Origin of the sequence: Gracilibacillus alcaliphilus (genome assembly GCF_016909015.1) — a bacterium.
Lineage (GTDB): Bacteria > Bacillota > Bacilli > Bacillales > Amphibacillaceae > Gracilibacillus > Gracilibacillus alcaliphilus.
Window position 1 is genome coordinate 68,116 of the sequence record NZ_JAFBFA010000012.1, and the last position, 12,400, is coordinate 80,515.

The following is a 12,400-nucleotide window of genomic DNA, read 5'->3' on the forward strand; positions in this document are numbered from 1 at the left end:
CTCACCCTTATTTATCAATGATATAATATGATAATATACATTTATTTTTATCATTTATTATCACGTTTTTTTATTTTCATTTTATTAAAATCAATAATAAAGCATTACATTTTGTTTGTAAAGAGCATATTGATTATTTTACAAAAATGCTTTATGATAAATAATGATAAAATTATCATAATTTATCACATTCTAATGGAGGTGTTTTTGATGAGTTTAGTATCTATGAAAGAACTACTAAAGGACGCAGACAAACATGGCTATGCAGTTGGACAATTTAATATTATGACCTTAGAGTTTGCTGAAACGATTGCCAAGGTTGCTGCAGAACAGAGATCACCATTAATATTTGGTGCTGGTGAACCAACTATTCAATATATTGGACTAAAAAGTTTAGTTAAACATGTAGAAATCATAGCTAGTAAACATGACATTCCGATTGCGCTCCATTTAGATCACGGGAGCAGTTTTGAAATCGCTGTCAAGGCGATGTATGCCGGTTTTAGTTCTATAATGTATGATGGATCTCAGTTACCGCTAAATAAAAATATTGAAATGACAAACAAAATCAAAGCTGTTGCTGATGTTCTAAATGTATCACTTGAAGGTGAGGTTGGTGTTATTGGAGGAATAGAAGAAGGCGTGAATAATTCCAATCAAGGATTAGCTAATATTGACGATGCCTTACTATACTGGAATGAAACGAATGTAGATGCATTGGCCTTAGCAGTTGGTACGGCTCATGGTATGTATACAGAAGCACCCAAAATTAACCTCGATTTAATTAGATCGGCTTCTCAACAAATAAATGGGTTCCTTGTATTACATGGTGGTTCGGGTGTACTACATAAAGACATAGAAAAGGCAATAAAAGCTGGCATTAGGAAAATTAATGTAAATACCGAAAATTGCGTCGCTTATACGAATGAAATACGAGACTATTTAATTCAACACCCTTCTCTAACTGACCCAAGGGCATTTCACATAAAAGGCAGAGAAGCTATTGAAAAAGTAGTTACTAGTAAAATTCAATTATTTGGGAGCAATAATAGGATTTAATAACAAAAAATATATAAGCCCCTTAATCTATTTGAACAGATAAGGGGCTCTATCATTAATTCGCCTTCTTCAACACCAATTCACTATGTTTCTCGTTTGCCGTGAATAGTCCGATAACGATCATCACCGCAAAGGAGGCTAGTGACGCAAAGAACATGGCTAAGTAGATGTTTTCGATGACATTAAACTGTGTAAATACAACATATAATGCGGAACCGGTAATAACAGCTGCAATCGCTCCATAATTGGTTGCCTTTTTCCAAAAGTATCCTAATGAAATAGGCGCCAAGATTCCAGATAAGATAGCAGAGAAGCTGAATTGAATCATAATCGACAATGAATCTGGCCGATCAAACGAAATATATAATGACCAAAGGCCGACAACTACTAATGCACCTTTAGCTACTTTCACTGCTTGCTGCTCTAATTGTTCAGGAGAGATCCCTTTCTTAAACAATGGTGCTAACACGCGGAAAAAGTCATTTCCAATACTTGTTGTAACCCCTAAATACAAGGCATCTGTACTGGAGAGAATCGCTGAGATAATACCAACAATCATAAATGCAGCAATGATTGTAGGGAAGGATTCGATAACATACGTTGGAATCGCTGCATCAGGACTGGACAAATTTGGATACAGCACACGTGCTGCCAAACCGCCAAGCACCATTAAAGTAGAGATAACAAATAATACCGCACCTGCTGACAATGTAAACGGTGCTAGGTCTTCTTCCTTCTCAATTGATAATATTTTATTCAATAAATGTGGCATTAAGATAAAGCTGAATAAAAGGAATTGAACTGCCAGAATAGCCATTACGCTATTATAAGGCCCGTTCTCACCAATAAACGAAATAAGGTCTGGATCAATCGCAGCCAATCTATCTGTTAATTCACCAAATACATTGAAGCCTCCACCGATTGTCCAAAAGAAGGAGACAACAATCAAGATTGATGTAATAGCCATCAACACCCCTTGCACACCGTCCGTAATCATCTGTGCAAAGGCACCGCCCAAGCCAATATAGACAATCGTAATGGTTACACCAATAATTGTACCCCAGAAGTAAGGAATACCAATAACCGTCTCAAATATGGTAGCAAGCCCGACATTTTGGCCAACAATATAATAGACATTAAATAAAATAAGTAAAGATACCAAAACCTGTAATGCTTTTGAGTTATAACGCCGGCCTAACCATTCCGGTACGGTCGATATCTTACCGAATTTCTTACCGTAACGCCAGAACATCTTGGCAAAAATCAACAGCCCTACCCATGATACCCCGAAGCAACCTAAGGTATACCATAACACAGATGTACCATATTCATAGGCAAGTCCCGGCACCCCAATAAACAAATTGGCACTGGAGTAGGTTGCTGCAAAACTGGCACCCACTAACAGAGGACTTACCTTGCCGCGAGCCGTTGCAAAGCCAACCATCGATTGACTATGAACTTTGCCTCTTTTTCCAATCCAAAAAATATAGCCAAAATAAATAATTAATATGCTTATAATAGTCCATTGCAGAAAACTAGAATCCACTAACATCCGGCTCTACCACCCTTAACTTTTTTTATAAAACTTTGCCCAAATAGCCAAACCTGATAACCAAAAAAATGCAATTAACAAAAAGTATGTGAGAATCATACCCTTACTCCTTTCTCTTGAAAAAACGGTAATAGGAAACCATTGATCGATTGAAAATTAATCTCAACAGGTAATTGATAATACAGATCCTGCTCATCGATTAACAGATGGGTCAATAGAGATGGCCCTTCTTCCAATTCGACAATTCCTACTACATATGGCGCCCGTTCCTGCCAGGCTGGGTGACCAGCACGATGCACGACACTCCATGTAGTTAATTTTCCGTTACCTGAAGCAGCTTGCCATTTCAAATCAGATCCAAAGCAATCCGGACAGTGAGCCCGTGGATAGAAGACCCACTTATGGCAATCCTGACAACATTGCAAGTAAAACTTCTTCTCTTGTATATAGTCCCAAAAGGGCTGACTAATTGGTGTTATCGTCGGCTGTGGAAGTGAAATATTCACGATGGCTCTCCTCCTAACACTAACGCAGTCGTCTCACTTAAAGTCGCACCATTCCCGGTGACTAGTGCATGCTTAGCTTCAGGTATTTGTCGCCCTTCCGCCTCACCGCGCAACTGGGTTACCGCTTCAACGATATGTGACATCCCCCCAGCCAAATCGGCCTGTCCAAAGCCTAGCTGACCACCATGTGTATTCAAAGGATAATCACCATCATGGCCAAAGGTATGCTCCCTCATCAAGGAGCCGAATTGGCCAGGCTGACAAATACCAATACTCTCTAACTGGACAGCTACAACACTGGTATAACAGTCATAAAGCGATAATAAGTCTAAATCTTGCCCGGTAATCCCTGCCTGCTTTAAGGCATGAGGGATGGAAAAGGCAAATGGATGCTGATCCACTGCCGGTGCTTGACTGACAGCCCGGTGTGTGATCTTCTCTCCTGCCCCTTTTATATAGACAGGCTTCTTCTTGGCCTGTCCCGCCTTTTCTTCCGTTGTTACAATCACCGCTGCACCACCGGCACACGGCATTACGATTTCCAACAGTCGGAGCGGGTCCGCAATTAGCGGAGACTGCAGAATATCTTCTAACTCCACTGGTTTATCATAAAAAATCGCCTTTGGATTGTTACAGGCATTTTTTCTTGCCCAATAGGCGATCCTTGCAAAATCTTCTTGTTTGGAACCATAGCTTTCCATATGCAGTCTCTTTAATAAAGCATAGGACGTATTGGCACCAGAAGCACCGAATGGTACGTCAAACTCACGAATTGGGTTACGATTGGGTGAACGAGGTATATTCCCCTTCTCATTTTTATTGGCCAGCACACAGATTACTGTTTCACACATCCCTGCTTCAATTGCAGCTGCTGCGCGCCAAACCATTCCAGCCCCTGTTGCCCCGCCTAAATCGACAGTATTAGACATAGTCGGAGCAATCCCTAAATATTCAGATACAGTTGCTGGCACATGCTGAGGCGTCTCTCCTACCTGAGGTCCGACCAGTAAACCATCAATATCCTCTTTATTTAAACCGGCATCCGCCAAAGCTAATTGGACAGATTCAGCAATTAAGCTTAATGTCGTTTTCCCCTCTGAATAGCGGACAGGCGGCAATTCGCCAATTCCTATAATTGCTCCTTTAGGACGCTTCACCATTTAGTAGCACTTCCTTTGCGTAATATCGGTAAAGTCTTGCAAGCATTCTGGATTGCGAATAGAGGCTTTATTTTTGACTTGTTTTCCAATCGCTTCAGTTTTGGCTGCACCTTCCACTTTTTTGCCGTTATTCGTATGCGGAATATCTGATACTTGATAAATACGACGCGGCACATGACGCGGAGAGGCCTTGAGACGGATTTCACGGCGAATCTGTTTCGCCAGCTCTTCCGTCAGCTGATCCACCACTACACAAAGTACGATTTCTTCATCATTGTCACAAGGAAGCCCGAAAACAATTGAGTCTTGCACCTCTGGTATTTGTTCTAGTACACTATAAATTTCTGCCGTTCCAATTCTGACTCCGCCAGGATTGAGAACCGTATCCGCACGGCCATAGATAATAAAAGCCTGATCCAATGTCTGCTCAGCAAAGTCACCATGTGTCCAAATACCAGGACGATCAGCAAAATAACTCTGGTGAAAACGCTCATCGCCGCCTTCGCCATAGAAAGTAATCGGCATACTTGGGAAAGGCTGTGTACAGACTAGATCCCCTTTTCGCTCATAAACCGCTACCCCGCGGCTATCCCATACATCTACTGCCATACCTAATGCCTTACAACTTATCTCACCACGCTTGACCGGGTGAATCGGTGACCCCATTACAAAACAGCCTATAATTTCGGTGCCGCCGGAGATAGAGGCTAAATAAAGATCCTCTTTCACGGTACGGTAAACCCAGTCAAATTGTTCAGCTGCCAGCGGGGAACCGCATGATAAAATACTCTTTAACCGTGATAACGAATAGCGATCCTTGAGAACAATATTTTCTTTCATTAAAGACTCTAAATATTTTGGACTCGTACCAAAATGGGTAACTCCTGTCTCTTCGGCAATCTCCCATAAATGATCTGGTTGATCAGGTAATACTGGTGAGCCATCATATAATAGAATAGTAGCTTGACTAGCCAGCCCAGATACAAGCCATGGATACATCATCCATGCCGTATTGGTATACCAAAACAAAACATCAGCCGGTTTGACATTACAGTGAATCTGGTGTTCCTTCACATGCTGAAGTAATGTACCTCCTACAGAATGAACAATAGCTTTCGGTAAACCCGTTGTACCTGAAGTATAAAGAATATATAACGGATCACGAAAACCTACTTGTTCAAAAACAGGTTCTTCCCTTTCCTGATCTATCAAAGACTCCCAAGTGATGCCGCCCTCTATCGTGCCAATCGTCGTAACAATGGCTGAAATGCTGTCCACTTGGCTGACAGTCTCTACTATTTTATCGGTAATATCAAAAGGTTTCTGTTTATATTGGTAGGTTAAATTGGCAATTAGCACCTTCGGCTGTACTTGGCCAATCCGATCGATAATTCCTTTTGCACCAAAGTCTGGTGAACAAGAAGTCCAAACGGCACCAAGTGAAGCAGTCGCAAGCAAGGCTACTAAGCCTTCAATATTATTGTTAGTAATACCCGCTACACGGTCTCCTTTTCTAACACCTAAACTTTGTAAACCTTGCTGAGCCTTTGCGACTTGTACACGCAATTCTTGATAGGTGATATGTCCCGTCACACCTGTCTCATCTGCCTCATAAGCCGCTATTTGATTCGCTGGTCCTTGCAGTAAATTCTCAGCAAAATTTAACTTAGCCTCAGGGAAAAAGACGGCATCTTGCATGGAATCACCCGGAATATATAGTGTATCGCCTTTCTCCCCAATTACCTCAGCAAAGTCCCATATAGCAGACCAAAATAGATCTACATTGGTAATTGACCAGCGGTGCAGTCGTTCATAAGGAAATAAAGGCTGTTGTACCGAATCAGCAAAACGCTTGATGTTCGAATCTGCGATATCACGCTCCGTTGGTTCCCATAATATGTGATTGTTTTGTGCTGTTAATTGAACACTCATGCTGTTGCCCCTTTCTTTGGTACTTCAATTAGAATCGCCATCCCTTGACCGCCGCCTCCACACAATGAGGCAATACCACGTCCGCCTCCACGGCGTTTTAATTCATAGGCTAATGTTAAAACAAGTCGGAAGCCGGTCCCTCCAAGCGGATGACCAATCGCAATCGCTCCGCCGTTCACATTTATCTTACTTTCATCAATCGCTAGCTCTTTCGCACTAGCAATCACTACACTGGCAAAGGCCTCGTTAATTTCAAATAAATCAATTTCATCTGTTGTCAGCTCTTGTTTGGCAAGTAGTTTTTTTATCGCATCTGATGGCTTGGTCTGCAGGCTGGTATCTGGGCCTGCTGTTTCAGCCCAATCTACTACGGTTGCTAATGGCTCTGCACCAATGGATTCTGCCTTTTCTAATGAAGTAACGATCCCAATACTAGCTCCGTCCGTCATTTGCGAAGCATTCCCCGCAGTGATTGTGCCATCCTTTTGAAAGGCTGGCCGCAGATTTGCCAATTTCTCCAAAGTAGTATTGGCGCGAATCCCCTCATCCTCTGTCAATATGTCTTCGTATGCAACAATTTCCTCCGCTAACCGTCCAGCCTGTTTCGCTTCCTGTGCCCTTTGTTGGGATAACAAAGCGAAGTAATCCTGTGCTTCTCGCTCCATCTGTAATTTTTTATTATATGTCTCTGTCAAAACACCCATCGATTGATCACTTAATGCACACCATAGTCCATCATGCAGCAAGGTATCTGTTAGCTGTTGATGTCCGAAACTCTTTCTGGAAGGCTTCCTCACAACATAAGGCGCATTGGACATGGAATCCATCCCGCCTACTACAAAGGTCTCGCCCTCCCCCAGCTTTATTCGCCGAGCAGCGTCTGCTATCGTTGCAATCCCGCCCAGACATACACTATTTAATGTAATCGCGGGTGTCTGACTATCTAAACCTGCCTGATAAGCTACTTGTCTAGCTGGGTTTTGTCCCTGTCCTGCTTGAATAACTTGTGCCAGAATAACCGCATCAATCACTCCCAATGCTGGGTATTTCTCTATTAAATAAGCTAACGGCCTGCTGGCCAACTCAACTGCACTATATGCAGCCAAAGCGCCATTCCATTTGCCAAAAGGTGTTCGTTTTCCGTCCAAGATAACAACCGTCATTACTCTCGCCTCGATTCATGATTAGAAAATAAAAAAAGCCCTCTTCTGATAAAAAGAGGACTCTTCCCGCTTCTTATCTTTCAGGATTACTCCTGATGGATGTAGCACCTTTTAAACCAATTTGTTTAAAGGTTGCCGGGTTTCATAGGGCCATTTCCCTCCACCGCTCTGGATAAGATGTTCTTATTTATTTTATGGTTGGAAAAACTCTCTATTTCGGCATAGAGAGTTTCATCATCTATTACTCTTGTAAGGTAACCGTTAGAATCTAATTCCAAGTAATATAGTATAATTTAGCACAGAGAGTTCTTAATTGTCAATCTTTATCGACAAAAAAACAGAACTTTCGCTCAGTTTTTTTGCTTATCTTTTACAAAAGCATTCTTACCATGTTATATTCCGGTACCATCGTTTATAGAACCTCCAATGAAGGCTGGCATGATTTATTTGGATAGATATGTTCTTGCAGACGATATCTTCCCGACACCGAAGCCTTTCTTTCCTATCACTGTCTGAACAATAAGAAATAATCCCCCAGTCGCCCAGTATAACGGCAGTGCAGCCGGTGCACCGAAGGATACTACACCAATCATTACCGGTGAAAGTAGACCAATTATCGCAATTTGCTTTTTCTGCCGGGGTTCCATTCCTATCTGCGATACCTTGAATTGGATAAAATAGACGATCATCGCAATCACAGCCATCCAAATATCCACATCGCCAAGATTAAACCATAAGAAAGAGTGGCTGGCGATCTCCGGTGTACTTCTAATCGCATAATAAAACCCGATCAAGATAGGAAATTGGATAATCATTGGCAAACAACCCAGCGATGAAAGCGGGTTAAACTGATGTTTTGTGATACAACTGCATCATTTCTTGCTGCATATTGCCATCATTGCCGCTATCCTTATATTTCTTCTGAATCTCTTCCATTTCCGGTTTGAGCTCTTTCATTTTTTCCTGCATCTCTCGACTGGACTTCATCTGCTTTAACATAAACGGCATCAGCAGGAGACGAATAATCAGAGTTAACACAATGATGGACCAGCCATAATTGTCGCCAAACAGCCATGCCAGCTGTTTAATTAGATAAGAAAACGGAGCAATCAAATAGTCTTGAAAGAAGCCAGATGATTCGCCATTAGCAGTACACCCTGTTAAAAATAAAGTAAACGTAATGATAATTAAGCTATATTTTCCGAAAAAAGTGAATACAGATTTTTGTTCCATTGTTGTCCTCCTCGTTTTTGTTTGCTTTGTAGTAACGAGAAGGAATGGTAGTCACTATCATCATCTGGTGCTTCAAGTCGTTTGATAGTATGTGTAAGCCAACCATGGATATCATGAGCAGTCTCATGTGTTTCGTATATCGGCAGCCGTTTCCATTCAAACGCATGGCATTCTTTGGTATATTCCTGATTGCGTGTCATTGTGTTGCGGACATGGATATGCAGCAACCGAAACGCAAACGCAACGGATAACACCATGGTCAGGTAGAAATACATTGGAGATATCCCCATTAACAAGTCATACAACAATTCAAACATCATCTGTATTCACCTCCTTCGCTTGTTTATTTACTGTATACGATGTGATAAGATATTTGGTTTCATCATTTGATCATGAAAAAGTAGCCTATCCTACATTTTATCACAGCTATTCATCCGTTGTCTTTATTTATTACCTATTGTTAATCCTTTCCACACTGTTTTGTTGAGAAAAGATATCCTGTTCCTGTCCAACCATCTTTCGTTACCTCTGTTGCCCGATAATTTTCAGCTGTAAATTCTCCAATTACCTCTCGCCAAAACTGATTAGCTGCGTGATTTTCAGGATGTACAAGCACTTCCCAATAACCCGTGAATCTTTTAAAGATCAACGAAGCCGCTTTAGAACCAATTCTGGCCTTTCTATATTTACGCATAATGAAAAACTCTGCTATGGAATGTGAGTTAGCTTCATTCAATACATAACAATGGTCACTAACTAATATAAATCCAGCAAGTGTATTATCCACTAAAATAAAAAACGGAAACCTGCCAGATTCAGTCCAATAATGATCCAAAAAGCGATAGCCATAAAATCCGTACTGATTTACATCTTCTCCATTAAATTCACTAAAATCATACGCATACAATTCCATTAGCTGTCGAAGGACGGATTTCTCATTTTCTTCAACTGATCTAACCAGAATTTCTCCAGCCATAACTATCCCCGCTTTCTATTTCCGTTTCCAAACCGGCGAATTTTGCAGCAAGCAATGTAAATGCGTGTTCAAAAAGTTCGGTGAAAGGTCCCTCATCGGTTAAGTTCGCAACATCGTGTTGCAACACCGTTACTAGCACATCCTGTACGTCGAAAGTCCAAGGCGGCGTGGTTTGAGCCACGGAACGTATGCTTTTAATACGTGAGTAGCGGACTTGCACAGGATGTGTTGACTTCTGCGTTACCCACACGATGTGGGTGAGCTTAGTAGAAGTACCCCTACCGCCAACGTAGAAATTCGCCGTGTCATTTTTTTCGGACTTTTTGAACATCCTCTTTAAGACATTGGCGTTAAACGATATTTTCTGCCTTTCACAGGTGTAAAACGATAATGCTCTTGTTCAGACAAATGACCGGCAACTTCCTCACCTGTCTTTTGGTCTTCAATATGCATCGCCTCCGCCAAATATACCGGTTGATCTGTCGCTACCGTCAGCATAACGAAGCTGACGCTGCCCTGTTTCCATACTATATCTACTTCCAATCCGCCTCTGGCCCGTAAACCTCGCACACTGCCGTTCTGCCAGTTTGTAGGCAAGGCCGGCAGAAATTCCAGAAAACCTTGATGAGATTGTAACAACATTTCAACAATTCCCGCTGTTACACCAAAATTACTATCAATCTGAAATGGTGGATGTGCGCCAAAAAGGTTGGCATAAACACCACCTTGATGATAATTAGCTGGATCAGCCTCATTGACTAATTGCAATGAATTTTGCAGCAATTCAAGAGCCTGATCCCCATCTTTAAAACGGGCCCATAAGCCAACTTTCCAGCCAAGACTCCAGCCGGTGCCGCCATTTCCTCTCCGTTCTAATGATTTTCGTGCTGCTTGATAAAATGCCGGTTCATGATGCGGTGTTAACTGTCGGCCAGGAAACACGCCAAACAGATGGGACACATGACGATGATAGATATCTTCATCTTCAAAATCGTCATACCATTCCTGTAATTGTTGGTACTTTCCAATTTTCATCGGATAGAGTCGATTTCTGATTTCTTTGATCTGCCCTTGTAAATCATCATCCTGTTGTAATTGATCGGTCGCTTCAATAAAATTACTAAACAGATCCCAAATCAAAGCCATATCCATTGTCGCCGAATGGCTGGTTGCATAGGTTCCATTCTGATAACGAAACTTATGCTCCGGCGAAGTGGACGGGCTGGTAATATAATAACCCTGCTCATTTTCTATCAGCCAGTCTTTATAAAAAAGCACAGCTTGTTTGATAATCGGGTATGCCTTTTCACGCAAATAATTGTCATCACCACTAAAGGCATAATGTTCCCACAAATGCTGGGCTAACCATGCCGCTCCCATCGGCCATAATGCCCAGACGGGATCGCCCTCACCAAAATCACCTACCGGAGCGGTTTGACACCAAATATCTGTATTGTGGTGCGCCACCCAGCCATTTGCACCATAATTTATTTTTGCGGTATCTCTTCCTTTTACAGCTAAATGTTCAATTAATTCCAAAAACGGCTGATGACACTCTGGCAAATTAGCTGTTTCTGCCGGCCAATAGTTCATCTCGGCATTAATATTTAAGGTATAGTTACTGCTCCATGGCGGCCTGGTGGAAGCATTCCATATTCCCTGTAAGTTAGCAGGCTGTGTGTCAGGACGAGAACTTGCGATCATCAAATAGCGTCCATATTGAAATAATAATTCCACCAATCCTGTGTCCCTTGCACCATACTGCTTAATTCGCTGGTCTGTCGGCAGATCCGGATCAACTGTGCCCTCATCTATCTTTAATTCCACACGATTAAACAGATGCTGATGATCCTCTATATGCCGCTGCCTTAATACCTGATAGGATTGTTCCAGTGCTGCTGATATATGTCTTTTTGTCTGCTTAGCTAATTCCAGATAACTAGTATCCGGCGTCTGATTGAATCCTCTAAAACTAGTTGCCGCAGCAAATAATATGGTTGCCGAATCAGCTCCATATAAATGGATACCGTCATGATCCACAGTCAGCTTCCCTTGCTCATGCATAATAGCTACTCTTCCAGAAAATTTGATCGCATTCCCTTCTCCATATACAATCGGTTGATCACGATTACAATAATTCGGAGCTACATGTTCAGGAGCGACCCCTTCGATCACAATCCCCTGCGCCTCTACTTTCGTTTGATAGCGCAGTGGACTGTCGATCTGCAGATGCAACGTTAAGCTATTTGATCTGTTGGCTTCTAAACGGAGCACCAGGACTTGATCAGGAGAAGAAACAAATCCCTCTCTTGTATAAGCAATATCACCAATACGATAATGGACATGGCTTATTCCTGTCTCCAAGTCTAAACTTCTTTTATAATGATCAGCGATGTCACCATGCTCTTGACGCAGCAGAAGATTGCCGAATGGCAGGTATGTTTGTGTATATGGCCCCATCATTTCTTTTCCTAATTGATCAGCCTTCCCAAAGTCCTGCTGGCGGACGGCCTCTCTGATAGCCGTTAATACCTTCTGTGCTTTTGGATTATTATCTTGTTTTGGCGGTCCTGACCATAAAGTATCTTCGTTCAAAGCAATCCGTTCCTGTTCAATTTTGCCAAACACCATAGCACCTATACGGCCATTTCCGATTGGCAATGCCTCTGTCCAACGTGCTGCTTCTTGACGGTATTGAAGTTTCATCATTATCTTGCTCCTTTCCCAGCGAAATCATTTATACACTTTCTGTTTAAAGTCTATCATAGATCAGCTTTTTTAGATTTTGTAAATAAAGAAAACAAGGTCAAGTGCTCCTT

At 41.9% G+C, this 12,400-nt stretch carries 12 protein-coding genes and 1 riboswitch; of the genes, 1 reads left to right on the forward strand and 11 read right to left on the reverse strand.

Translation table 11 applies throughout. The features are described from left to right. The first annotated feature begins 210 nt into the window (after positions 1–210). Positions 211–1,059 carry a class II fructose-bisphosphate aldolase gene (locus JOD18_RS10820; RefSeq protein WP_239588062.1) on the forward strand — a complete coding sequence of 283 codons (849 nt, stop codon included), beginning with the start codon at positions 211–213 and terminating at the stop codon, positions 1,057–1,059. A 55-nt stretch (positions 1,060–1,114) separates the two neighbouring features. On the opposite strand, the gene JOD18_RS10825 is transcribed toward JOD18_RS10820, so the two are convergent. The 11 genes from JOD18_RS10825 to JOD18_RS10870 form a co-directional block, all read right to left on the reverse strand. After that, on the reverse strand, positions 1,115–2,611 hold the full coding sequence (locus tag JOD18_RS10825; protein ID WP_204669045.1) for a sodium:solute symporter family protein: 1,497 nt from the start codon (positions 2,609–2,611) through the stop codon (positions 1,115–1,117). Between the two features lie 95 nt (positions 2,612–2,706). Continuing rightward, positions 2,707–3,117, reverse strand: a complete 411-nt coding sequence (locus tag JOD18_RS24790; RefSeq protein WP_338029525.1) for a Zn-ribbon domain-containing OB-fold protein — start codon at positions 3,115–3,117, stop codon at positions 2,707–2,709. Further along, positions 3,114–4,277 carry a thiolase family protein gene (locus JOD18_RS10835; protein ID WP_204669046.1) on the reverse strand — a complete coding sequence of 388 codons (1,164 nt, stop codon included), beginning with the start codon at positions 4,275–4,277 and terminating at the stop codon, positions 3,114–3,116. The genes JOD18_RS24790 and JOD18_RS10835 overlap by 4 nt, the downstream gene beginning before the upstream one ends. Then, on the reverse strand, positions 4,278–6,209 hold the full coding sequence (locus tag JOD18_RS10840) for an acetoacetate--CoA ligase (protein ID WP_204669047.1): 1,932 nt from the start codon (positions 6,207–6,209) through the stop codon (positions 4,278–4,280). After that, positions 6,206–7,372 carry an acetyl-CoA C-acyltransferase gene (locus tag JOD18_RS10845; RefSeq protein WP_204669048.1) on the reverse strand — a complete coding sequence of 389 codons (1,167 nt, stop codon included), beginning with the start codon at positions 7,370–7,372 and terminating at the stop codon, positions 6,206–6,208. The genes JOD18_RS10840 and JOD18_RS10845 overlap by 4 nt, the downstream gene beginning before the upstream one ends. A 70-nt stretch (positions 7,373–7,442) precedes the next feature. Next, positions 7,443–7,551, reverse strand: a riboswitch (SAM riboswitch). Positions 7,552–7,815: 264 nt separating this feature from the next. After that, positions 7,816–8,187 carry a YidC/Oxa1 family membrane protein insertase gene (locus tag JOD18_RS24795; protein WP_338029526.1) on the reverse strand — a complete coding sequence of 124 codons (372 nt, stop codon included), beginning with the start codon at positions 8,185–8,187 and terminating at the stop codon, positions 7,816–7,818. 28 nt (positions 8,188–8,215) lie between these two features. Further along, positions 8,216–8,605 (reverse strand): YidC/Oxa1 family membrane protein insertase, encoded by a 390-nt coding sequence (locus tag JOD18_RS24800; RefSeq protein ID WP_338029527.1) that lies wholly within the window; start codon positions 8,603–8,605, stop codon positions 8,216–8,218. Continuing rightward, positions 8,560–8,925, reverse strand: a complete 366-nt coding sequence (locus JOD18_RS10855) for a hypothetical protein (protein ID WP_204669049.1) — start codon at positions 8,923–8,925, stop codon at positions 8,560–8,562. Before JOD18_RS10855 ends, JOD18_RS24800 begins: the two co-directional genes overlap by 46 nt. A gap of 140 nt (positions 8,926–9,065) precedes the next feature. Continuing rightward, on the reverse strand, positions 9,066–9,581 hold the full coding sequence (locus tag JOD18_RS10860) for a GNAT family N-acetyltransferase (protein WP_204669050.1): 516 nt from the start codon (positions 9,579–9,581) through the stop codon (positions 9,066–9,068). After that, a complete protein-coding gene (locus tag JOD18_RS10865; protein WP_204669051.1) occupies positions 9,559–9,708 on the reverse strand; it encodes a hypothetical protein in 150 nt (49 codons plus the stop codon). Before JOD18_RS10865 ends, JOD18_RS10860 begins: the two co-directional genes overlap by 23 nt. Before the next feature lie 209 nt (positions 9,709–9,917). Next, positions 9,918–12,290 carry a glycoside hydrolase family 95 protein gene (locus JOD18_RS10870; RefSeq protein WP_204669052.1) on the reverse strand — a complete coding sequence of 791 codons (2,373 nt, stop codon included), beginning with the start codon at positions 12,288–12,290 and terminating at the stop codon, positions 9,918–9,920. Between the last annotated feature and the right edge of the window lie 110 nt (positions 12,291–12,400).